Raw genomic sequence first — 22,568 nt, forward strand, 5'->3', positions numbered from 1 at the left:
GTCGACGGGTTCCGCCCCCCCCAGGACACCTGACAGGTTCTCAGCCTTCGTCGGCGGCGTCGTCTTCCAGGGCGTCCGGGTTCCGGAAGGGGCGCAGGCCCTGGGCGGGGCCGCTGGCCTTGATGTTGAACAGGTAGCGGCCCGGGAAGTTGATGTGCCGGTCCTTGAGCGGGGAGAGCCGGGCGACGTCCTCCTCCTTGATGTCGTGGCCCTCGGCGCGGAGCTGGGCGACGGCGGCATCCAGGTAGCGGGTGTTCCACAGGACCACGGCGTTGAGGACCAGGCCGAGGGCGGCGAGCTGGTCCTCCTGGCCTTCGCGGTACGCCTGGCGGATCTGGCCCCGGCCGCCGTGGCAAATGGCGCGGGCCGGGCGGTGGCGGGGCTCCTGCACGGTGAGCTGCCGGTTCATCAGGCGCCGGTAGGTGTCGTCGACCGGGTCGACCAGGGCGAGCAGGTGCATGGTCTTGTCGATGCGGCCGTACTCGGCGAACGCCGCCCCCAGCGGGGTGGGATGCCCCTCGCGGCCGAAACATCCGCAGCAGGTCGTAGGCGCGGACCTGGTTGGTGATGAGCGACCCGGCCACCCGGAGCATGTCCGGCCAGTGCGTGGCGATCCGCCTGAGGTCGACCCGGATTTACTGCGGCAGCGCCGATACCCTCCCCCGGCACCCCTCCGGCGATCTTGGGCGTTCGATCGCGTACCAAGATCGCGACGCGGGGTGAGGTGCACGCATTTACTGCGGCAGAGCTGGAAGGGGTGGACGGATGGCAATCGAACGGGCGGCCGTGCCGGAGAACCGGGGCGCATTGCGGTTGCCGCGCCCCCGGGTCGTGCCTGTGTCCGCCCCGCCCCCGTCGTACGCCGCGGCGGTCGAGCGATACCCCACTGGCGCGGGGGTGGATGTTGCGCGGCGAGCCGACGCCGACCGGCCCGGCCCGCCGCGGCGCCAAGCCCGCACCCTTCGAGCTGGCCGGGGTCGACGACCCGGCGCTTCCTCCGGTGCTCGCCGAGCTCGCCGCGGCGCGGGCGGACGAGATGGACGCCGACACCGTCAACCGGGAACTGTCCATCGCGCGCAAGGCGATCGGCTGGTGGCAGGCCCAGGGGTGGATCGAGGCCGACCTCACGATCGGGATCGAGCGCCGCCCAGCGCCACCGGACCGTACGAAAGCACGTCCAAACCGCAGATCACTGCCCTGTGGCAACTGGACCCCTCCGTACGGGAGAAGACGTTCTGGAAGCTCCTCTACGAAAGGGCGGCCAGAGCAGACGAAATCCTTTGCCTGAACATCGAGGAGCTGTTCCCCGCCGACAAGCGCGGCCGAGTCGTCTCCAAGGGCGGCGCCATCGAGTGGATTCACTGGCAGTCCGGCACTGCCCAGCTCCTGCCTCGCCTCATCGCCGGCCGCACCCACGGCCCGCTCTTCCTCACCGACCGCAAAGCCCCCGCCCGCACCCCGGCCCTGGACATCTGCCTGGTTACCGGGCGCGCGAGGCTGTCCTACCGCCGGGCGGAAGAGATTTTCGAGAAGAGCACCCGGCTACTCGCCAACCCCCTCGCCCGCCCCGAGGACGTCGGCGAGCTGGAGGGGTGGACACTCCACCGACTCCGCCATTCTGCGCTGACACACGACGCGGAAGACGGCACCTCAACGCCGATGCTGCTGGCCCGCTCCCGCCACGCCTCCGCACGGTCGCTGGAGCGGTATGCACGTCCCGGCGTCGACGCAGTCGTACAGCACGTCGCCTCCCGCGACCCGGCCGCCCGTCGACGGGGCTGAGCCGGAGCACTCACGGCGAGCTCTCCGGACGACACCGCGCTCCGAGCGACATCGTCCCAGGTCAGCGATATCCGTTGTTTTCGCGGCCGTTACTATTGCGACCCCTGCGGAGCGGCGGCGAGTTCGCGTACTACCTCGGCGAAACCCCGTATGAGGGGGCTGCTCGCGCCCTCGCACCAGGCCAGGGCGACCCTCAGGGGTTCGACGTCGGTGAGCGGGACCCAGGACAGGTCGGGGCGGGCGTAGTACAGGGCCATGCTCGCCGGGGCGAAGCAGACCGCGGCGCCCTCGGCGACCTGCTCCAGCATTTCCTCGACGTTGTCGTTCTTCGGACCCCAGTGCGGTGCGGAGCCGTCCGGTCTGGGGTTCACCGCCCACCAGTCGACCCAGTCGCGCGGCGCCCGCTCCGTCCACAGCAGCGGCTCGTCCTTGACGTCCAGGATGCCGACGCCCGTACGCCCCGCCAGCGGGTGCCCGAGGGGGAGGCCGACGACCCGGGGTTCGGTGTGGACCACCTCGGCGTGCAGGTCGGTGAGGTCCGCGGGCAGCCAGACGAAGGCGACGTCCACCCGGCCGTCGCGCAGGGCGGCCGCCTCCTGGCCCCAGTCGAAGCGCTTCGGTTCCACCCGGACGTCCGGATTGCGACGGGCGAACTCGGCCCGGGCCCGGGTGGTCAACTCGCCCGCGCCGCTTGCCTCGAAGCCGACCCGAAGCACCGCCTTCTCCTGGCACCGGTGGCGTTCCGCCGCGGCGAGGACACGGTCCGCCTGGCGTACGGTCCGGCGCGCCTCGGCCACCACATCGCGCCCGGCAGGGGTCTGGGTCACGCCGCCGGGGTGCCGCTCGAAGAGGGGGACGCCGAGTTCCGCCTCCAGCTTCCGCAGCGCGTACGACAGGGCGGGCTGGCTCACGTACAGCCGCGCCGCCGCCCGACCAAGGTTCCCCTCCTCGGCGATCGCCACGAGATAGTTCAACTGCCGTAGCTCCATGGGGAGATCATAACCAGCGGCGATAAACGCTCTTTATGGGTCGTGTTGATCTCGGTCTTGGACGGCGGGGCCGGGCGGAGGCCGTAATGGAGACGCACGCCGGGATGTCACCTCGGCCGTGTTCGCCGGCCGGCGCCCGGTCGGCTTCCGGAACCACCCTGGAGATCCCCGTGAGCGACAACGCACGCACCGCTGCTGCCCCCGCCGCCACCCCCACCCGCTCCGCAACCGGCAAGGTCTGGCTGATCACCGGCGCCAACTCCGGTTTCGGGCAGGCGATCACGCGAGTGGCCCTCGCCGCCGGTGACACCGTGGTGGCCGCCGTCCGCCGCCCCGAATCCCTCGACGAAATCGCCGCCGCGCACCCCGGCCGCGTCGTCCCCGTCGCCCTCGACGTCACCGACCCGGCCCGCATCACCGCCGTCGTCGCCGAAGTGATCCTCTGGTACGGGCGGATCGACGTACTGGTCAACAACGCCGGCCGCGGACAGGTCGGCGCCGTCGAGGAGACCACCGACCGCGAACTCCGCGACCTGATGGACCTGCACTTCTTCGGCCCCGCCGCGCTCACCCGCGCCGTACTGCCGCACATGCGCCGCCAGGGCTCGGGCGCCGTCGTGCAGATGAGCAGCATGGGCGGCCGGTTCTCCTTCCCCGGCGTCGGCGCCTACTCGGCCACCAAGTTCGCCCTGGAGGGGCTGTCCGAGGCGCTGGCCCTGGAAGTCGCCCCGCACGGGATCAAGGTGCTGGTCGTGGAGCCGGGGGCGTTCCGGACCGGGTTCGCCGGCGGCGGTGCGCTGCAGCAGTCGGCGCCCCTGGACGCGTACAAGGAGACGGTCGGCCCGGTCCGCGCCGGGCTCCCGGACAGCGACGGCAAGCAACCGGGGGACCCCGAGAAGGCCGCCGCGGCGATCCTGACCGCGTTGGCCGCCGAGCAGACCCCGCTGCGCCTGGCCCTCGGCAACGACGCCGCCGACGCCATCGCCGCCCAGCTGAAGTCCGCCGGCGAGGAGGCGGCCGCCTGGGAGGCGGTCAGCCGGGGCACCGACTTCGACGGGGAGTGAGAGGAGCGGGCGGTCAGGTCCTGGCGGTCGGTCCCAGAACGCTGAGGCGGGACCGGGAAGAGCCCCCTGCCGGGAGACCGTCTCGCCGGGAGCTGTGGCAGCCCGGGGCGTGACACTCCCGGGCGGCTCGGCCTCCGCATCCGCACACCGCCGGTACCCCGCCGGTCCTGCGTGGCAGATGAGTGGAAAGCGACTCAGTCGTCGGTCGTTCCGGCTGCGAGGGATTCGCAGCACACCGAGCACCGGCAAGACCTGGAAGGAAGATCCATGGACCTCAACGGTGACGTGCGTGACGAGGGGGTGGCACTCCCCGGTGAAGGGACCGAAGCGACAGGTGACTTCCACCGACTTGCGTCGCCGCCTGCGCACTTGGGATGGACGCTGTGAGCGGGCAGCCTGCAGCCGACGTGAGGGGTAGTGCTCCGTCCGGCCCCGAGGCAGCCGACAACCGGCCGCGGCTGGGTCTCCGGTCCACGGTGCTGGTTGCCTGTCTGGCCTTTTTCGTCATCACGCTGGACACCACCGTGGTCAACGTCGCCCTGCCGAGCATCGGTCAGCAGTGGGACGGCCAAGTCTCCGCACTGCAGTGGGTAGTCACCGCGTACACCCTGTTCTTCGCGGCCCTGCTCCTGTCGGCCGGTGCCATCTCCGACCGTATCGGCGCGAGCCGCGCCTTCACGATCGGGCTGTCTGTATTCACCCTGATGTCCGCGCTGTGCGGGCTGGCACCCAACCTCACTGTGCTCATCGCTGCGCGGGCGATTCAGGGCGCCGGAGCCGCTGTGATGATGCCTGCCTCGCTCGCCCTGGTGCGCCAGGCGTACGACTCCCCGGCCCAGCGCGCTCGCGGAATCGCACTGTGGACCGCCGGTGGTGGTGCGGCGGTCGCGGCCGGCCCGGTTGTCGGCGGCGCGCTGACCACCGGACTCGGCTGGCGGTGGATCTTCTTCGTGAACCTGCCGGTCGGCGTCTTCGCACTCGGCGGCATGCTCCGGGCACCCCGCTCCCCACGAGGACACTCCCCGATGGACCCGGCCGGCCAGGTCACCGCCGTACTCGCGCTGGCGGCCCTGGTGTTCGCGGTCATCACCGGAGGGTCGGGCGGGTGGACGAGCCCGACGACGATCTGCGGCTTCCTGGTCGCCGTACTCGCCGGAACCGCGTTCCTCCTGGTCGAGTCCCGGCAGAGTGATCCTGCCGTTCCGCTGACGTTGTTCCGCATTCCCTCGGTGGCCGTCTGCACCAGCGCGGGTCTGGCCCTGAACTTCGGCTACTACGGCTTGGTCTTCGTCTTCACGATCTTCTTCCAGGAGCACCGCGGAGCCTCGGCGCTCACCGCGGGACTGATGTTCATTCCGATGACGGCCTTCACCACCCTGGTCAACCTGCTCGCTGGCAAGCTGACCAACCGGTACGGGCCGCGCCTCCCGCTGATCCTCGGCCAGGTCATCCAGACGGTCGGCATCCTGGGCCTGCTCCTCGTCCGTCGGGACACCCCCACTCCCTTGCTGCTGACCCTGCTGGTGCCGCTCGGCATCGGCGGCGGACTCGCGATCCCGCCGTTGACGTCGGCGATGCTGGAGGCGGTGCCGCACGAGCGGGCCGGCCTCGCATCCGGAGTACTCAGTGCCGCCCGGCAGTTCGGCGGCGCGATCGGAGTCGCCCTGCTCGGTGCGATGATCGCCGACTCTGCCCACTTCATGACCGGGATGCGGATCAGCCTGGTTGTCGGGGCGGCCGTGCTGGTGGCCACCACACTCGGCGTGGCGCTCTTCCTGCCCGGCAGCCCGAAGTCCGCGGCTCCCTCGATACTCGTGCCGGGAACCGAGGAGCCTGCCACGATCTCCTTGTGCCCCGGTGGCTTGGAATCGCGATGACAGGTGGGACAGTCGAGGGCGCGTCGGCCTTGGCCGATGACTGACCGTGCCCACCTCGTCGGTTGAGGCCGACGGTCCGGTCGCACCGCTTCCCGTGGGCGACCTCCCATGTGTCGGTGCCTTCTCGGCGATCAAGTCGGCGCTCCGGGACGCGTACTAATACCCAGCCGGACTTCTAGATTTTCCCTGGTCAACAGCCTGGCAGCGAGGACTCCAGCGGGCGTGCGGCGGTCGCGGGGCGGTCTTGCCGGGGCCGTCCCGCGAACGTGTGCCCGCGCCGCTCGCCCGCGCCTACGTCATCCCCGCCGACTGACCAGCCCTCGGGTTGTGTCCGCACTCGGCCCCGGCCGCCGCCCTTTCCCCGTAGGGCAGCAGCCGGGGCCGACCCGTACGCTCCGGGCGCCGGGCAGAGAGTGTGACGGCCCCCGCCCGGCGCCTGGTCTGCTGGTCATGGCCGATCCGCCATCACCAGTGAGCCTGTGACCTGCGTGTTCTTCACCGGCCCCAGTCGTACGACTCGTCGTCCTCCCATCCGGCGTCGCGGTCGTCGTCGAGCAGGTCGCTCACCTCGTCGTCGGTGAGGACTTCACGCTGATCGTCCATGCGTCTCATGATGCCGAGCCATCCCGGGCCGGGTCATGCCACCAGCCGCAGGTGTCCGACCGCCTGCCCGTCCGGCGGCTCCATGTCCAGGTGCCACGTTCCGAAGCGCCGGATCTTGCTGGTGATGTACGGCGGGGTGGTGGTGGCCAGGTCGATCGGGTCGACCTCCCAGCCCTCCCCGACGAGATCGTTCACGACCTTCGTGGCGTCTACGGCGGTATGGAAGATCAGGCAGTTCGCCAGCAGCTCGTTGAATTTGATGATCTTCTCCTGATCCTCCGGATCGTTGTCGGCGAGCAGGTCGGAGGCGAACATCAACCAGTGGCTGAATTTGTGGAACGCCTCGGTCTTGTTCGTCATGGACTGGATCGAATCGCGCAATTCCGGCTCCGACAGATATCGAAGGAGCACGATCGTCGGGGCTTCACCGGGCTTCACCGGGCTTCACCCTTGATTGTGGACACCGGTTGTTATGCGGCGGTGGCCAGCGTAGTTGATCGTTGTTCGTAGGCGATCGGACTGATCTGACCGAGGCGGGAGTGTCTTCTCCGGGTGTTGTAGCGGGTCGCCCACCGGAAGACCGCGAGTCGGGCCGATCGGGGCCCAGGCCGGCGTTTGGCGCCCTGGAGGGTTTCGCGTTTCATTGTCGCGTTGAACGATTTGGCAGCGGCGTTGTCCGCGCTCGTGCCCACCGCGCCGCGCGATCTGATCACGCCGGGGTCCGTGCAGACCTGCGCGAACTCCTTCGAGGCATATTGGGCTCCGGTGTCGCTGTGGAAGATCGCTCCGTGCAGACCGCCGGCACCCCGGGCCGAGGCCGCGGCCCGGGGTGCGTCGGTGACCAGCTCGGTGCGCATGTGATCGGCGATCGACCAGCCTGCCAGGCGTTTCGAGTACAGGTCCAACACCGTTGCCAAATGCAGGAATTGGCCGTTGCCGACGGGCAGGTAGGTTATGTCGCCCACGTAGCGGGTGTTCGGCGCGGCGGTGAAGTCGCGCTTGAGCAGGTCGGGCACCGGCGTCGCCGAGGGCTCGGGGATCGTGGTGCGGACCTTCTTGCGCAGGTGCAGCCCGACGATGTTGAACTTCCGCATGACGCGTGCCACCCGCTTGTGATTGACCAGCACCCCGGCGTCCTGGAGCTCGGCCGTAACACGCGGAGCCCCGTAGGTGCCGTCCGACTCGGTATGGATCTCAGCGATCTGCTCGGCCGGCTCGGCGTCCGCCCGTGCCCGCCCGGCCCATGCTTCCGCGCCGGCCGCCCACCGGTAGAAGCCGGAGCGGGAGACCTTCAGCATCCGGCACAGCCGCTTGACGCCGAAGGCGTCACGGTGATCGTCAACGAACTGGAAGCGGCTCACCAGCTGGTCCGCGGATGCCGTCGCGCTGTACCACTCCAGCCCGGGCGGGACGTACGCGTCGGTGGCCAACACCGACGCCACTCAGTGTCACCACCGAATGTGAGACAGGGCCGTTCGTTTGAACGACCCGCGCGTGGCTAGGCTGGGTGCGGTCGGAGTCGACCGGGTACGTTCCGTACGCGGCCGATCTTCCCCAGCCCTCGGCCGGGGGCACCCCCACGGCGAGTTGTGGCCGACACCGTCGACGGCCGGTCCTGATCGCGACGACGTGGCGGCCCACCCAGGCGGATCGGGTGGGCCGCCGTCGTGAGGTGGTGTGACCCGAGGCCGGTGCGGACGTCAGAGTCTGTGGAAGAACGGGTCGTACGGCTCACCGAGGACGGCCCGGCCGATGGTGGCCAGCACGTGGTCGTCGTTGTCGTGGAGCTTGTACAAGGTCAGATCGCGCAGGATCCGCTCCACCGGGCTCGGGCGGATCAGGCTGCGGGCGCCGCACGCGCGGATGACGTGGTGCACTGTTTCTTCCGCCAGATGCCCGATCACATGCCAGGCCCTGCTGCCGGCGATCCGGGCCTCGTCGAGGCTGCCTGCGTCCCACAGACCTGCGACGTGGCGCAACCAGAGGCGGGCGGTCTCGACATTGACCGCCATGCTGCCCACCCGCTGCTGCACATAGGGATCACCGCTCTTGCCCTGCTGTTTCACATACGCGAGCCCGTACTCGTATGCGGCCAGGGCACCGCCGAGGAAGCTGGCCGCGTGCTGCGGGATGAAGGCGGTCTGCCACTGCCCGGCGAAGTAGCCGCCGGGGCCGCCGATGAGATGCTCGCGCGGTATGAAGGTGTCGTGGAAGCGCACCACGTGGCTGGCCGTCGCGCGCATACCGATGGGGTCCCACCACGACGTGTCCACGGTCACGGTCGGGTCCGACAGGTCGCAGGCGAGCAGCAGGAGCCTGCCGTGGACCTCCCGGGTCTGGCGCGCTCCGCCGGGGCCGACCGGATCGACGAGGAGGATCGCCCACTGCACGCCGGTGGCGCCGGTGGCGAACGCCTTGCTGCCGCGGAGGGTCCAGCCGTCCTGGACGGGGGTCAGTGTGGTGCCGAAGCGAGAGCTCTCGCCCGGCTTCGGGGTCTGGGGCTCGCCGCTCCAGGCGACCCATTTCTCCCCGTGTTCCACCACGCCGGTGAACCAGCGCCGCTTCTGCTCCGAGGTGGCGAGGGCGTCGATGAGGACAAGTGAGTTTGCGTGCCCTTCCCAGCAGCGGGCCAGCGACAGATCGGCCTTGGCCAGCGTGGTGGTCATCTCCCACAGGGGGAGGGTATTGCGTTCCGCGGGGCCGTAGCCCAGGCCGCCGTACTCCCGGGGCACGGCGGCGCCCAGGAGACCGTCGGAGAACAGATCGTCGAAGTCCTCGGCGGGAAAGGCGGCCGTGCGGTCGTACTCATCGGCGCGGGGGGCGAATCTGTCTTCGGCGAGCTTCGCCGCGGCGCCGAGAACTGCCCGGTCGTCGCCGACCGCCAGTTTGCGGGCCGGACGGGTGGCGCGGCCCAGGTCGTCGGTCATGTGGGGGTGGCCTCTTCGAAGCGGAAGAAGTGGGCGCGGTACATCGTGTTCGGTATCTGGGTTTCGGTGGGATGGACGGTATGGACATCGATGGTCAGCAGGCCGCGGTTGAGGTAGCCGACGAGGATGACCTGCCGGGAGCCGAGCGGGCCTTCGGCGAGAAAGGCCACGGCCGCGGTGGCGTCGATGTCGTCGGCCAGCGGGACGGCGGGCACGATGGCGCCGGTGACGGGTGTCGTGGTCGGTGCGAGCGCGCCTTGTGAGGGCTCCGGGCCGCCGCGCTCGGTGATCCGCAGCATGAGCCGGCTGTGGTCGAGCGCGGCATCGACCACGTGGATACCGGTGGCGGTGGTGTCGAAGTTGACCCAGCAACCCGCCAGCGGTGCCGGATCGACCACATGTGCCGTCATGGCCGCGCCTCCGCCCTGTGGAAGAACGAGCGGGCCCAGTGGTCGGCGCCCCCGCTGACGTCGCTGAAGACGGTGCATGCGGTGGTCACCAGGATGCCCGTCTTGTGGTAGGCGCCTACAACGGTGCGCAGCGAGCCGAAGTCGTAGACCGCCGAGAAAGACGAGGCGACCGACGGTGTGTCCGGCGAGGTGTACAGGACCGCCGACGCCTCACCCCAGTCGGGTGGTTGCGGACTACCGGTGCCGAAGGCCCTGACGAACATGCCCCCCTCGTGCCAGGTTACGCTCAGCCGGCGGGCGCCCTTCGAACTGCGCTGGTCGGTGTTGACCCAGTCGCCCAGCAGCGCCGAGACGTCCGGCGTGCCGGGTGGCCGCGGTGTGGCCGTTCCGGCAGGGGGTGCGGAACGGGTCGTCATGGTGCCTCCCTGCTCGTAGGGTGCGTCGGGGCGAGTCCCGCTGATTCGATGAGGTCGTGGGCATCGGGCGGCTCGGCTTGGCCGAAGCAGACGGAGTGCAGAGGCAGTGCCTCGGGCAGCGGATGGCCTGTCATCAGCTTGAACTGCTCGCGTACTTCGACGAACAGGACCTCCCAGCCGTCGATGCCGGTCAGTCCTCGGGCGCGGGTGGCGCCCATGAGCGCGGTCGGCGGATCGCGGTAGGCCATCTCCAGCACCGCCGCGTCCCAGTCGGCGGTGGAGACCGGGAACGGCTCCCGTTCCACCAGGGGCGTGGCATGAGCGAGCACGGCGTACCCCGCCGGGGAGAACCGGGACAGCGGCACATAGGGAAGCCCGAGACGCGAGGAGGCTGCCCGGCCCAGCGCAACCCCTCGGTTGACCAGGGTCACCCGGGCTCCGGCCTGGCACAGGGCCAACGCGATGGCCCGCCCGGCACCGCCGCAACCGATGACAGCGGCCCTGTGGCCGCTCGGATCGACCCCGGCGCGGGCAAGCGTGTGCAGGGCAGCGGTCGAGTCGGTGGTGGCCGCGCGCCAGCGCCCGGCGTCGAGGCACAGCAGGTTTGCCGCCCCGCACCCCCGTGCCTCCGGGGCGGCGATGTCGGCCGCTTCGAGCGCGCTCTCCTTGTGGGGGGCGATCACGGTCAGCCCGCGCAGCGGCGGTCCGCCCAGTGCCCCGAAGTCCATGGCCCGGTGCCAGAATCGGGAGAACACATCCACCTGGAAAGGCAGGTAGAGGGCGGGAAGCCTCAACTCCCGCAACGCCGCGTTGTGCAGCCGGGGCGACAGCGACCGCCCTGGGGCACGCCCGGCAATGCCGAACAGGCCGCTGAGCGGGGGCAGAGCGGGCAGGCCGTAGTCGGTGAGGAGTTGGCTCACGCTGGGCATTCCGTCCGCCCCGGGGACACCAGCCCGGCCGAAGACCACGGGTGCCCCCAGCCAAGGCGCCAGCACCCGGGTCCAGGTGCCGGCCGGACCGGACGCGAACGCCGTCACATCGGTACGTCCGAGCCCGGTGAGCAGCAGCGGCGCGGCCCATTCGCCCTGTGCGCCCGACTGCGGCACGAGGAGGTACAGGGCCGCTGGTACGGCGGTCATCGCGGCGAACCGCTCCAGCAGTGCCCCCGAGGCATGGAGCAGACCGGCCCGGAGGCCGGAGTCGGCCCGTTGCTCGGGGCTTGGGGGCGCGTGCCAGGAGATACGCCGCTGCTTGGCCGGGATGCCCGCCAGCAACTCCGGCGCCACGTCGTCCATGGCTTCCAGATCGACCAGGTCGTAGTGGTCCGCTGCGCGCAGCAGCCGGGTGCGCCGCTCGACCGGGCTGGCGGCCGAGCGGCCGCCGTGTCGCCGCGAGCGCAAACCGTAGGTCAGCGGCCCGGGAAAAAGCCGGCGCAGCCGGCGCGGATCGGGATCGCCGACCAGGTCGGCGCGGACCTCCAGCACGTCGGCCACACCTGCGAGGGCACGCAGGCGAGCCGCGGTGAGGTCTTCCGGTTCGGCGATCACCGCCACCACACGGGCCCGACGCCCGACGTCGGCACCATACCCGCTCGTCAATTGCGCCACTGGACGTCCTCCTCCAGACCGGCCCGCCGCGGAACGAACCGATTGACCGGGACCGCCTCGTCCGCGTACCCGACTGCCAGCAGGGACAGACCGTCGCGGAGCCCGGGCGTCATCCGTAATCACCCTCGTCCGAGAGCGGGGCCGCAGCGCCCTCCGGGCCGAGGAGCTCGCAAAGACGGACGTGCACGGACCGCTGGATGTGCCGGGCGCACCTGCGGTAGACGTCCGGCGGCTGCCCCTCCGGATTGGGGATGTCACGGTGCGGGTCCAGGCACAAGGCGCGACCCTCGGCCTCGGGCGCCATGGCGATCACCCTGTCGCGGTGGGCTCGGGTCATGCAGTAGATGACGGAGCTGACCCGGCAGAGTTCTGGGGTGACCGGGCGTGAGCGGTGACGGCGGGGATTCCCCCGGCCCGGCACCCGCTGCAGACCGAGTTCAGCGAGCGCGGACCGGGCGCCCGGAGTCATCGGGCTCGCAGGCTGCGTCGTCGCGACACCCGCGCTGGAGAACCGGAAGAGGTGTGCGACTCCCGCCTCCGCGGCCTGGGCCCACGCGATGACCTCGGCCATGGGAGAACGGGAGGTGTTCCCGCCGCAGACGAACAGCACGCGGCATGCCGCGCCGGTGCTGCGTGTCCGCCACCAGACGGCGGCCGACGGGTAGGACAGGGCTCCCGCCGCGCCGACACCGAACGCGAGCGCGATGAGCTGAGAGGTCCCCGGAGCTTGGAGTCCGGCCAGCCACGCGAGCGAGAAGGAGGCGACCAGGCCGGACATCAGGCTGGCGAACGCCCAGGCCGGCACACCCCAGGTGTACTCCCGCCGGTCGAGATAGATCAGCGAAGCGAAGACGAACAGCACCTCGTATGCCACTCCTATCCCCGCGGCCGCCAAGGCGGCAGGGGTGCCGAGGAATGTGGTGAAGCCCGCGCTCAGTTGCGGCTGCCCGGCCAGCGCCCCTGCCCCCAGCAGCAGAGCCAGGCAGACGGGTGCTGCGACGTGCTCCTCCACGAAGTAGCGGCGGTCCGTTGCGACAACCCCGTTCTTGGCCACCCGGATCATGATCTCGAACCGGCCGAGGTAGCCGACGAGGTAGGTGAGGACGCTCAGCGCGGCAGCGAGCGTGAGGTGGTAGCTGTGCACATCGCCGAGAGCCACCGAAACCGCTATCAGGCTGAGGCACAGCGCTACCCAGGAGGATGTCGTCACCCGCCGCTTGCGGGTCATGTCGACCAATGGGGAGAGGACCAGGACTCCTCCCCGCATCAGCAACAGCATGAAGAGGATCGAGACACCGGAAAAGGTGTAGTTCATCGTGGTGGAGCCGATGATGAGCGACGCGAAGAAGCCGGCCGCCAGCGTCTCCCGGCCCGGTACCGGGATCCGCGCGTGGCCGATCCTGCTCCGCCGCATATGCCGCCACCGACCTGTGAGGCCGAGGAAGACGGTCATCGCCGCGAGCTGTCCGAGGACGGATGCGGGCAGCAGCTCGAAGCCGTTGACCGGCTGGGTCGACAGCGGAGTCACTCCGCTGGCCAGTGCCTTCACCAGCATGGCGTAGGGAATGTACGAGACGAAGTACCCGATGGTAAGCCAGCCCATGTGCATTACCCGTCGCTGATCGTACGTCTAGGTCTCAACATGGTGAGTCCGGGATCGACACGCCTGGCCGACACCTGGCCGGGGCACATGCCGGGTAGCCTTCTGGACGATTGACCGCCGCGCACAAGGCATCCGCGAATTCTGCGCCTTTGCCGACGGGACATGTTGTGGACAGCCGCGAATTCCCGGGACCGCTTCAGAAAAACAAGCGCGCCTCCTCGCGGGTGCGCGAATCCCGTGGCCTGGCAAGAGTTCCCAATCTCTACCAGCCAGTCCCGTACACCTAAAAAGGCTAACCCCCGCAGGCATATACGACCAGCGCAGGCGGCACGTGCGCCATACCGCCCATGTCGGCGGGGGAGAGTTCTCCGTCCCTGCATGCTGCGTGACGGCTGGTGAAAAGCCGCCGCCGATCCGGGAGCGGGGCTGCGACACTGCGCAGATGACCACCCAGCAGTTGCCGTTCCCGGTGCCGGACCAGCGCGCACACCACTTCGTTTCGCAGTACGCCGACATGCACGAGCTCGTTCAGGACTTGGTCGTGCCCGACGACGTACCCGAGGTCGCAGCGACGGTCCTCACACGGCCCGCGAACTGCTGCGCCACTCCTACTACTGCTACGAGTTCTCCACCGTGGCGGTCATGCACTCCCTGATCGCGGTGGAGATCGTGCTGCGCGACCGCATCCCGGGCGCGGGCAAGGAGCCGCTGGAGAAGCTCATCGAGCGGGGCGCCGCCGCAAGGGTCCTGACGGCCAGGCAGGCCGAGTACCTCGACTGCGGCCGGTAGATCCGCAACGGCACGGCTCACGGCGAGACCACGCAAGCGGCGATGCCCCGGCCATGGCGGTTCCGATGGTGAACATCTCGTTCGCCATCGGCACCGAGCTGTGTGCCCCGCCCGCCTGACGATCACGGGTCGGTAACGGATTGGGGCGGACCGTCGCACCAGCGGGCTTGGCGACACCTGTAGCAGGTGATCGGCCCGCCGCTCGCGCTGATCGCGGGGATCATCACCCCGTTCTTCTCGAACAGCGACATTTTGTGGTTCAGTCAGTTTCTCGGCAGCTTCATTGGGCTGCTCCGCGGGTGCAGAACTGGGATCCCCGTTTGGTTGCACTAGGTGTACTGACCCGTGAGGTTGGGGTGCTGCTGCTGTTCACTGGCGCCCGCGAACTGGCCAGGCTGGGCTGGACCGTTGGCGCCTCCACAGTTTGGGCGATCCTGAACAAGGCCGGGATCGATCCGACACCACGCCGCTCAGGCCCGACCTGGGCGGAGTTCCTGCGCAGCCGGGCCGTCGGAATCCTGGCAGTAGACCTTTTCCACGTCGATACCGTGCTGCTGCAGCGCCTGTACTGGTGGATCCAGGCTTGATGGGTGTCTGTTCGGCTACCCGGTGCAATGCGCCGTAGGAGGTCGGCAGGGGTCGACGTGCGCCGCCCCGCTTGATGGGTGAGCCTTGACCCAAGGGGCCTTTCGCGTATCGCCACACCCGTGCCCTGGTAAGGAGGCATATGGTGTCCGACAGTCTCGCCCGGCTTTCCGCGTCCGGGGTGTCGATCTGGTTGGACGACCTGAGCCGACAGCGACTGGTAGACGGCAGCCTGGGCGGGCCCGTCGGGTACCGGAACGTCGCCGACGTCACCACCCACCCGACGATCTTCGCAAGGGCCATCGAAACCAGCGACTGCTATGGCGACCAGATCACCGACGGTTCGTTGCGCCAGGTCGGGGTGGAGAAGGTGCTGCGCGCGCTGACCACATTCGATGTTCGCTGGGCCTGTGATGTGCTGCGACCGGTGTACGAGACAAACGGGGGCGTGGACGGACGGGTCTCGATCGGGGTCGACCCGCGGCTGGCACATGACAGCGCGCGCACCGTCGCCAAGGCGCGGGCGTTGTGGTGGCTGGTGGACCGGCCCAATCTGTTCGCCAAGATCCCCGCGGTCAAGCCGGGCCTGGAAGCGATGAGCGCATGTCTGGCCGAGGGCATCAGCATCAACGTCACGATCGGGTCCGCGGCGTTGCTCTTCGTCTGGCGGGTGGATACCAAGACCGACCGGCGGCTTGACCGGTTGGGCGGCGGTCAGCCCGCCGCGCTGCACGGGCGCGCGGCCGTTACCAACGCCCGCATCGCGTACGAGCATTACGAACGCATGCTCGCCACCGAGCGGTGGAAGCGGCTGGAGCGGGCTGGCGCCAGGCCGCAGCGGCTGTTGTGGGCGTCCACGGGCGTGAAGGCCCCGGCATACGACGCCACGCGGTACGTCGTGGACCTGCTCGCCCCGGGCGTGGTCAGCAACTTGCCGGAGGCGACACTGAACGCTGTCGCCGAGCACGGCGCGGTTTCGGTTGGCAGTTTCCGCGACACCTATGGCGAAGCGCACCAAGTGCTGGAGGAACTCGCCGCCCTCGGCGCCGATTACGCCGACGTCGAGCAGGTGCTGGAGGACGAGGGCGTGGAGAAGTTCGACGCCAGCTGGAATGAGTTGGTTGAGGAACTCGCGGTCAGCCCGCACGAATCCGACAGCGGTCAGTCCCACCGCGCAGATCGCAGCAGGGAGAAGGTGTGATGGCGCAATCCACGTTCGTGATCGTCGGGGCGAGCCTGGCCGGAGCCAAGGCCGCTGAAGCGCTACGCGGGAACGGCTTCGACGGCCGGATCCTGCTCATCGGGGACGAGCCGGACCCACCGTATGAGCGTCCGCCGCTGTCCAAGGGCTACCTCATGGGCAAGCAGGACCGCGAAACGATCTTCGTCCACCCGTCGCAGTGGTATGCCGATCAGGGCATCGACCTGCGGCTGGACACCATCGTCACGGCCATCGACCGCGACCGGAAGGCGGTCACCGTCTCCGGTGGCAAGACGATCGGCTACGACAAGCTGCTGCTGGCCACCGGCGCCTCCCCGCACCGCCTGGCCGTACCGGGTGCGGACCTCGACAGCGTGCTCTACCTGCGCCGCGTCGGCGACTGCGAGCGCATCAAGCGCACCTTCCGCTCCGCGTCCCGCATCGTCCTCGTCGGAGGGGGCTGGATCGGCCTGGAGGTGGCCGCCGCCGCACGGGAGGCAGGCGTCGAGGCCACCGTGGTGGTGGCAGGCGAGCTGCCACTGATGCGCGTCCTGGGCCCGCAGATCGCGCCCGTCTTCGCCGACCTGCACCGTGAGCACGGCGTGGACCTGCGGCTCGGTGCGCGGGTCACCGAGATCGTCGGCGAGAAGGAGAAGGTCGCGGGCGTTCGGTTGGCCGACGGCACCCGCATTGACGCGGACGCGGTCGTGGTCGGCGTCGGCGCCACTCCCAACAGCCAACTGGCCGCCGAATCCGGTCTGCAGGTAAACGACGGCGTCGTGGTCGACGCCTCCCTGCGGACCTCCGACCCGGACATCTACGCGGCCGGCGATGTGGCCAACGCCCTTCACCCGATGCTGGGCAAGCACATCCGCGTGGACCACTGGGCCAACGCCCTTCACCAGCCTGGGACGGCCGCGCGGTCGATGCTGGGCGAGCGTGCGCTCTACGACCGCGTCCCGTACTTCTTCACCGACCAGTACGATCTGGGCATGGAGTACGCGGGCTACGCCGAGCCCGGCAGTTACGACGACGTGGTGGTGCGCGGCGATCTGGCAAGCCGGGAGTTCATCGCCTTCTGGCTGGCCGACGGTCGCGTGCTGGCTGGCATGAACGTCAACATCTGGGACGTCAACGATGCGATCCAGCACCTGGCCCGCTCCCGCAAGCAGATCGACCGGGACAGGCTCGCTGACCCGGATGTGCCGCTGGAACAGCTGGCTGCCGAGTGACGTACGGCCGCAGGCCGCTTCACGGGCTCGTCGGGCGCCCGCCCGCAGGGATGGGCAAGCCGGCGCAGGAAGCACATGTCTCCGCCGCCCGTCACTTCACGGCGGACCTGCTGGAGAACTGGAGCATTCCCCGAAACGAGCGGACTCCGCCGTCCTCATCGTCGACGAACTCGCCGCCAATGCCGCCCGGTACGGCCACGAGTACATGACGGCGCAGCTGGCCGTCGACCGCCACACGCTGCACATCGTGGTTGTCGACTCCAGAACTGCCGTCGAACGCCCCCACCATGACGTCGCCGCGGACGAACACGGCCGCGGCAACGGTAGCGTCGAGTGCCTCGCACAATCGACCGAGGTCCATCAAGCTCTGGACGGCCGCGAAGTCCACGCCTGCCTTCAGTGCTCGACATGACCGAACCCAGTGAGGCTTCGGCTACTACGTCAGCGCGTCGCTCACATGCCGACCGCGACGATCAGCAGGTCGTGATCGTGATCCAGCGCATGCTTTCCACAGATCCCTGGCCATGCGGCCCAGACGTTACTGGCAGCGGGGACTCGAAGGCGAAATGATCGATGTGATACGCCCCCAGCGGCGGCCTCCCACGCTGATTCGATTCCGGCCGTTAGGTGATGCGGGTGGCCAGGACGCGGCTGGTCGCCTGGTGTTTGGTGAGGATGCTGCCGACGTGGCCCTTGGCCGTGCATTCCGATATGTCCAACTCGCAACCGATCGCCGCGCGTTGGTGAGGCCGAGGGCGCGCAGGCGCAGCACGTCGTTTTCGCGTCGGCTCAACTCGTCCAGCTGCACTGTTCTCGGGGCTGACGCCCGGGCGCGAGCCATGTGCACGTCGAGCAGTGGCCGGTCGACCGCCGGTCCGAGCGTGGCACGGCCGCCGTGAGCATCGCGGACGGCCCGCAGAAGGTCGTCGGGTGGGGTCTACTTGAGCGGGAAACCCGTGGCGCCGGCGCGTGGCGCCTGGGTGCCCTGCCCGTCGTCGTGGAACGTCGTCAGGCTGATCACGCGCGGCGAGGGCAGTGTCTGCGCCCGGGGGCGGCCAGACCGTCCATGCCCGGCATCCGGATGTCGACCGGGGAGACGTCGGGTGCGGTCTCGGCGCCCCTTGTCCGCCAGCTGGGCGCATACCGTGATGTCCGGGGTGGAGTCGGTGATCCACGCGAGGCCCCGCCGCGTGATCTCGTTGTCGCCACCGCCTTTGCTTACGCCCGTCAAGGCGCGAACCTTGTGGTCTCCGGCCGCCACGAGGACGTGGGCGAGCAGTTCGCCAGGGAGCTGGCCGACCGCGGTGCACGGTTCGGCTACCTGCGACGCCCCGCCCACGTCAGTAGGCCAAAACGAGGTCCCGTGCCGGACGGCCCTACGCGTCGTCGGCTAGGGTCCCGGCATCGGCGGCACCGCCCCCATCAGTTCGCGCCACCAACGACCTCCCCAACCCGCGGAGACCGGCCGGGGAGCCCCTGTAATCCCGCTCGGCAACCGCGTCCTGCGCACCCGACAGCCGGGAGGGGCTGCACCCCGCGGCGTCCTCGGCGGCGAGGTCGATCGACGCGGTGGATTCGAGTTCCATCGCGTAGCTACGCGCTACTGGTTCGATCAGCGGCCCAAACGGTCCCATACCCGATGTGAGTCGCCGAGTCCGTGGTTCAGCATGACTGGGGGTGCGGCGGACCGACAGGCGATCGCGGCTCCGGCGCTCATGATGCACCAGTGCGGGCGTTGGTTGACGGAGCAGCAGGTATTCGGTCGGCTCGAAGTGCGATGCTTGTCCGCCTCCGCCTACAGTCCAGTAAGGACACCGCAAAAACTCCCCTGGCTCCAGGCGTACTGGCTGCTACCCGCCGTCACAGTGAAACAACGAAGACGTCGCTGTGGGATTCGTTTCGCTGAATGGAATCTGCTGTCCGCTCACATAAAGTAACCCACCGGGTTACGCCCTTTCAAATACCCCACGGGGGGCGTAACGCGGTCGCCTATCCGCCTGAAACAGGCCGATCCCGGATCGGTCTTGGATAACACCCGCCCGTGCGGCTGGGGACGCGTAGAAGGAACGATGACCATGAATGCGAACTCCTCTCGGCCGGTCCGGCGGTCGCGTACGGCGTGCCTGGCCGCTGTCGCCGTTGTCGGAGCACTGGGACTACTCAGCGCGTGCGGCGGATCGTCACACCCCAAACCCGCGGGCGCACTGAGTCCCGGACCCGGCCAGACCCTGCCGGGAACGCCAGGTGTCTCCGGAACGGGCGGTACGGTCACCCCACCACCAAGCACGCCCTCGACCTCACCTACCACCGGCCAACCGTCCGCTCCGGCGGCCGCCAACGCGGTGACGATCAAGAACTTTGCGTTCTCCCCGGCCAAACTGACGGTCAAGGCGGGCACGAAGGTGACCTGGACCAACACCGACCCCGACACTCACACCGTCACCAGCAAACAAGGATCGGGCGGGCCGCTGAAGTCGGCAGGCCTGGCCACCAACGCCACCTACAGCTACACCTTCACCAAACCCGGCACCTACGCCTACTACTGCACCATCCACCCGTTCATGACCGCCACCGTGGAGGTGACCCCATGACCGAACCCACACACGACTCCAGCGGCGACGGCGAACACGGCATGTCCCGCCGTCAGCTCATGCGGCACTCCGCCTGGTTCGGTGGCGCCGTCATCCTGACAGTCACCGGGGGAGAGGTGATCAGCCATATCCCCGGTTCGACGGACCCCACCCCGGCGGGCAGCGCAGACCTGCGATTCGTGCAGGTCTCCGACAGCCACATCGGCTTTCATGGCCCGCCCAACATGAATGTCACCGGAACGTTCACCGCAGCGCTCACCCAGATCAACTCACTTGGATTCCGCCCCGACTTCGTCATGCACAGCGGCGACCTGACACACCTTTCCACCCCCGCCCAGTTCGACCAGGTCAAGCAGATGCTGTCGCAGCTGCGCACGGACCGGATCTTCACCGTGCCGGGTGAGCACGACTCGATCGGAGACAACGGACGCGCATACCGACAAACCTTCGCCAAAAACACCCTCGGCGACGGCTGGTACAGCTTCGACACCCATGGTGTGCACTTCATCGCGCTGGTCAACACTCTGCACCTTGAGCAACTCGGCCACCTGGGCAGCGATCAGATCGACTTCGTCCGCAAGGACATCGCCGGCCTGTCGTCGGACACCCCAATCGTCGTCTTCAGTCACATCCCGTTGTTCGCGATGTATCCGAAGTGGGGCTGGGGCACCGACGATGCAGTGCAGGTGCTGTCGATGCTGCGCCGTTTCTCCTCAGTCACGTGCCTCAACGGACACGTCCACCAGCTGTTCACCAAGACCGAGGGCAACATCACCTTCCACTCGGCCGCCCCCACCTGCTACCCGTTTCCCAAACCCGGCCACGGCCCCGGCCCCATTCCGCAGGTGCTGCCCGCCGGACGCCTCAAGGACGCACTCGGCATCCGTACCGTCAACTACCGGCAGGGCAGCCACGCACTGGCGGTCAAGGACGAGAAACTCACATGAACCCCCGGAGCCTGCCCGCCCTCGCGCTGCGCTTGGTGCTCGCCGCCACGCTCGCGGCAAGCGGATACATCCACGCCCAGCTCTACATCGACGGATACCGGTTTATCCACGTCATCGGCCCGTTGTTCCTGCTGCAGGCCAGCACTGCCTTCGCCGTTGCCGCACTCCTCCTGTTGGCGGCACCCGTGCTACTCCGAATCGCCGCCGCCGCAATTGCCATCGGTGCGCTCGCCGGGTTCGCTACATCCCGCACCATCGGATTGTTCGGGTTCGCCGAACACGGCCTGCAGCCCGCCCCGCAGGCCCTGCTCAGCCTCATCGCCGAGACGCTCACCCTGCTGATTGTCGCGGCCTGGCAGGCATCCGAAGTCCGGCGACACCGTCGCACCCGGCCGCACCACGACGAGACCAGCCGAGTGCGGCCCGCCCTCCGCGCCACGGCACCGGCCAGATAAACCAGACACCGACGCGCCTCCCACACAACAGATACCACCCGGCGCGGCGGCCCACGATCGCCGTCGTGCATCTGCGAAGGACCGCACTTCGGCGATGTCCGCCTGCTTGCCTTCGTCGTCCCGGCCGATGCCGTAGACGATCCGAACACCCGGTCACCTGTGGCTCTACGAACACGGCCCCTCCTTCACCTGGGTGGGCATGTCACTCTCATCGGCCGTCCGGCCCAACCGCTCTCCTCGATTCGCGTACCTGCTGGCGTGCCGACCGGACCCGGCAGGGACTCCTCGGACGTACTGGCGAGATCGGCCCGCAACAGTTGGAGAATCTGTTGAGAAACCCTCGCCTCGCGGCCGCCTCGGTCGCCGCTGACGCCATGCGTGCCACGGTGCACAACGGTTGCTCCGGCGGCAGAAGGGCGACGATCGGCGTGAGCCCGCAGCCCGCACCGGCGGTCACATCCGCCCGCACCGATCCTCACCTCGCCTCCCGGCCATCGGCCCGCACCCCCGGAACTCCCACCGTCACGCTCGGCAGCACGTGGTGTGCCGTCCAGCTCCATGACGGCAAAATCGAGAGCGGGGGCGGTTGATCACGTGGACCGCCTCGCTCACCCTGCCAACCACCGACGGCTCTACGGCGTCCTGTGGTGGCTCCTGCCCGTGGCAGTGACGGTCGGCCTCTACTGGTACGGCCGGGTACACACCCCCAACTACGAGAGCAGCCTCTTCGGGCAGCGCGGCAACGACGCCAGACTGCTCAAAGCCCAACTCGGCTCCGCACTCCTATGCCTAGCGCTGATTCAGCTACTGCTCGCCCTCTGGATGTACGGCCGCCTGCCCACACTGCGAGCCGCACCACATCGGGTCCACACCACGCACCGGCTCATCGGCCTGGCCGCCTTCCTCCTCTCTCTCCCCATCGCTCGGCACTGCATCACCGCCTACGGCGTCCAGCTGACCGACACCCGCCTGGCGCTGCACTCGCTCACCGGCTGCTTCCTCTACGGGGCCTTCGTCGCCAAGGTCATCGTGGTCCGCCACCGCCGCTGGCCCGGCTGGGCACTCCCCCTGGCTGGCGGTACCCTCGTCACCGCGATTGCCCTGATCTGGTACGCCGCCGCCTTCTGGTACCTGAACGGCTTCCAGGCACCCGGTCTGTGAGCAGAGCGCGAGACGTCCCTCCCGACGGCCAACGGCGGCCCAGCCGGACCGATAACATCGCGGTGAGCGACACGCTGCCAGTGGCACCCTGTACTTGGGCGGTGCCTGCCGGTTCGGGCGAGGTCAGGCAAGGCTGGGGACATGCAGTCCGGAAGCCCTGCCCGCCGGCAGCTGTCCAGGGAAAGGGGCCGACCCTCGGGCCCAACTCATCCGCGCCGACAGCGGGTCCGGCCGTCTTAGCCTCGATCCACCGAGTGACTCGCGTCCTGTGGATGAGGAAACGAGAAGAGGTGCCTGCTGACCTGCGATGATGGGAGTTCTGACGCTTC

The 22,568-nt window shown here is 69.1% G+C and carries 22 protein-coding genes and 2 pseudogenes; 12 read left to right on the forward strand and 12 right to left on the reverse strand.

Annotation, left to right across the window (positions count from 1 at the left end):
* Window positions 1–40: 40 nt before the first annotated feature.
* A pseudogene (locus ACZ7IB_RS42205) lies at window positions 41–632 on the reverse strand (Tn3 family transposase); the annotation flags it as partial.
* A gap of 460 nt (window positions 633–1,092) precedes the next feature.
* Here ACZ7IB_RS42205 and ACZ7IB_RS42210 point away from each other — a divergent pair.
* Window positions 1,093–1,782 (forward strand): tyrosine-type recombinase/integrase, encoded by a 690-nt coding sequence (locus tag ACZ7IB_RS42210; protein ID WP_470920120.1) that lies wholly within the window; start codon window positions 1,093–1,095, stop codon window positions 1,780–1,782.
* Between the two features lie 92 nt (window positions 1,783–1,874).
* Here ACZ7IB_RS42210 and ACZ7IB_RS42215 read toward each other — a convergent pair whose 3' ends face one another.
* The gene (locus ACZ7IB_RS42215; protein ID WP_470920122.1) at window positions 1,875–2,771 is read right to left on the reverse strand and encodes a LysR family transcriptional regulator; all 897 of its coding nucleotides are present in this window, start codon (window positions 2,769–2,771) and stop codon (window positions 1,875–1,877) included.
* A 170-nt stretch (window positions 2,772–2,941) separates the two neighbouring features.
* Between ACZ7IB_RS42215 and ACZ7IB_RS42220 the strand changes: the two genes are divergently transcribed.
* Window positions 2,942–3,835: an oxidoreductase gene (locus ACZ7IB_RS42220; RefSeq protein WP_470920124.1), complete on the forward strand. Its 894-nt coding sequence runs from the start codon at window positions 2,942–2,944 to the stop codon at window positions 3,833–3,835.
* A 407-nt stretch (window positions 3,836–4,242) separates the two neighbouring features.
* Entirely contained in the window at window positions 4,243–5,712 is a 1,470-nt protein-coding gene (locus tag ACZ7IB_RS42225; protein ID WP_470920126.1) for an MFS transporter, read from the forward strand.
* A 636-nt stretch (window positions 5,713–6,348) separates the two neighbouring features.
* On the opposite strand, the gene ACZ7IB_RS42230 is transcribed toward ACZ7IB_RS42225, so the two are convergent.
* The 8 genes and pseudogenes from ACZ7IB_RS42230 to ACZ7IB_RS42265 form a co-directional block, all read right to left on the reverse strand.
* Complete coding sequence (locus ACZ7IB_RS42230) at window positions 6,349–6,753, reverse strand: Tn3 family transposase (protein ID WP_470920128.1); 405 nt, start codon at window positions 6,751–6,753, stop codon at window positions 6,349–6,351.
* 32 nt (window positions 6,754–6,785) lie between these two features.
* Window positions 6,786–7,685: pseudogene (locus ACZ7IB_RS42235) on the reverse strand (IS3 family transposase); the annotation flags it as partial.
* A 330-nt stretch (window positions 7,686–8,015) separates the two neighbouring features.
* Complete coding sequence (locus ACZ7IB_RS42240; protein ID WP_470920130.1) at window positions 8,016–9,242, reverse strand: acyl-CoA dehydrogenase family protein; 1,227 nt, start codon at window positions 9,240–9,242, stop codon at window positions 8,016–8,018.
* Window positions 9,239–9,652 carry a hypothetical protein gene (locus ACZ7IB_RS42245; RefSeq protein ID WP_470920132.1) on the reverse strand — a complete coding sequence of 138 codons (414 nt, stop codon included), beginning with the start codon at window positions 9,650–9,652 and terminating at the stop codon, window positions 9,239–9,241. The genes ACZ7IB_RS42240 and ACZ7IB_RS42245 overlap by 4 nt, the downstream gene beginning before the upstream one ends.
* Window positions 9,649–10,068 carry a hypothetical protein gene (locus tag ACZ7IB_RS42250; RefSeq protein ID WP_470920134.1) on the reverse strand — a complete coding sequence of 140 codons (420 nt, stop codon included), beginning with the start codon at window positions 10,066–10,068 and terminating at the stop codon, window positions 9,649–9,651. The genes ACZ7IB_RS42245 and ACZ7IB_RS42250 overlap by 4 nt, the downstream gene beginning before the upstream one ends.
* A complete protein-coding gene (locus tag ACZ7IB_RS42255; RefSeq protein ID WP_470920136.1) occupies window positions 10,065–11,675 on the reverse strand; it encodes a type I 3-dehydroquinate dehydratase in 1,611 nt (536 codons plus the stop codon). Before ACZ7IB_RS42255 ends, ACZ7IB_RS42250 begins: the two co-directional genes overlap by 4 nt.
* Window positions 11,663–11,788 (reverse strand): hypothetical protein, encoded by a 126-nt coding sequence (locus tag ACZ7IB_RS42260; RefSeq protein ID WP_470920138.1) that lies wholly within the window; start codon window positions 11,786–11,788, stop codon window positions 11,663–11,665. Before ACZ7IB_RS42260 ends, ACZ7IB_RS42255 begins: the two co-directional genes overlap by 13 nt.
* Window positions 11,785–13,278, reverse strand: coding sequence for an arsenate reductase/protein-tyrosine-phosphatase family protein (locus ACZ7IB_RS42265; RefSeq protein ID WP_470920140.1), 1,494 nt, complete (start codon window positions 13,276–13,278; stop codon window positions 11,785–11,787). Before ACZ7IB_RS42265 ends, ACZ7IB_RS42260 begins: the two co-directional genes overlap by 4 nt.
* Window positions 13,279–13,920: 642 nt before the next feature.
* Between ACZ7IB_RS42265 and ACZ7IB_RS42270 the strand changes: the two genes are divergently transcribed.
* From ACZ7IB_RS42270 to ACZ7IB_RS42285, 4 genes are all read left to right on the forward strand, one after another.
* Window positions 13,921–14,067: a hypothetical protein gene (locus ACZ7IB_RS42270; protein ID WP_470920142.1), complete on the forward strand. Its 147-nt coding sequence runs from the start codon at window positions 13,921–13,923 to the stop codon at window positions 14,065–14,067.
* A 356-nt stretch (window positions 14,068–14,423) separates the two neighbouring features.
* Window positions 14,424–14,654, forward strand: a complete 231-nt coding sequence (locus ACZ7IB_RS42275) for a hypothetical protein (RefSeq protein ID WP_470920144.1) — start codon at window positions 14,424–14,426, stop codon at window positions 14,652–14,654.
* A gap of 140 nt (window positions 14,655–14,794) precedes the next feature.
* Window positions 14,795–15,853, forward strand: coding sequence for a transaldolase family protein (locus ACZ7IB_RS42280; protein ID WP_470920146.1), 1,059 nt, complete (start codon window positions 14,795–14,797; stop codon window positions 15,851–15,853).
* Window positions 15,850–17,085 (forward strand): NAD(P)/FAD-dependent oxidoreductase, encoded by a 1,236-nt coding sequence (locus ACZ7IB_RS42285; protein ID WP_470920147.1) that lies wholly within the window; start codon window positions 15,850–15,852, stop codon window positions 17,083–17,085. The genes ACZ7IB_RS42280 and ACZ7IB_RS42285 overlap by 4 nt, the downstream gene beginning before the upstream one ends.
* Before the next feature lie 91 nt (window positions 17,086–17,176).
* Here the strand turns inward: ACZ7IB_RS42285 and ACZ7IB_RS42290 are convergent, their stop codons facing one another.
* On the reverse strand, window positions 17,177–17,473 hold the full coding sequence (locus tag ACZ7IB_RS42290; RefSeq protein WP_470920149.1) for a hypothetical protein: 297 nt from the start codon (window positions 17,471–17,473) through the stop codon (window positions 17,177–17,179).
* Between the two features lie 549 nt (window positions 17,474–18,022).
* Window positions 18,023–18,424 (reverse strand): response regulator, encoded by a 402-nt coding sequence (locus ACZ7IB_RS42295; RefSeq protein WP_470920151.1) that lies wholly within the window; start codon window positions 18,422–18,424, stop codon window positions 18,023–18,025.
* A 736-nt stretch (window positions 18,425–19,160) separates the two neighbouring features.
* Here ACZ7IB_RS42295 and ACZ7IB_RS42300 point away from each other — a divergent pair.
* From ACZ7IB_RS42300 to ACZ7IB_RS42320, 5 genes are all read left to right on the forward strand, one after another.
* Window positions 19,161–19,676 (forward strand): cupredoxin domain-containing protein, encoded by a 516-nt coding sequence (locus tag ACZ7IB_RS42300; protein WP_470920152.1) that lies wholly within the window; start codon window positions 19,161–19,163, stop codon window positions 19,674–19,676.
* Complete coding sequence (locus ACZ7IB_RS42305) at window positions 19,673–20,623, forward strand: metallophosphoesterase family protein (protein ID WP_470920153.1); 951 nt, start codon at window positions 19,673–19,675, stop codon at window positions 20,621–20,623. Before ACZ7IB_RS42300 ends, ACZ7IB_RS42305 begins: the two co-directional genes overlap by 4 nt.
* The gene (locus ACZ7IB_RS42310) at window positions 20,620–21,078 is read left to right on the forward strand and encodes a hypothetical protein (protein WP_470920154.1); all 459 of its coding nucleotides are present in this window, start codon (window positions 20,620–20,622) and stop codon (window positions 21,076–21,078) included. The genes ACZ7IB_RS42305 and ACZ7IB_RS42310 overlap by 4 nt, the downstream gene beginning before the upstream one ends.
* A gap of 329 nt (window positions 21,079–21,407) precedes the next feature.
* The gene (locus ACZ7IB_RS42315) at window positions 21,408–21,668 is read left to right on the forward strand and encodes a hypothetical protein (protein ID WP_470920156.1); all 261 of its coding nucleotides are present in this window, start codon (window positions 21,408–21,410) and stop codon (window positions 21,666–21,668) included.
* Between the two features lie 4 nt (window positions 21,669–21,672).
* The gene (locus ACZ7IB_RS42320) at window positions 21,673–22,239 is read left to right on the forward strand and encodes a DUF6529 family protein (RefSeq protein ID WP_470920157.1); all 567 of its coding nucleotides are present in this window, start codon (window positions 21,673–21,675) and stop codon (window positions 22,237–22,239) included.
* Window positions 22,240–22,568 lie beyond the last annotated feature (329 nt).

It is taken from the genome of Streptomyces sp. NPDC037301 (genome assembly GCF_055602785.1).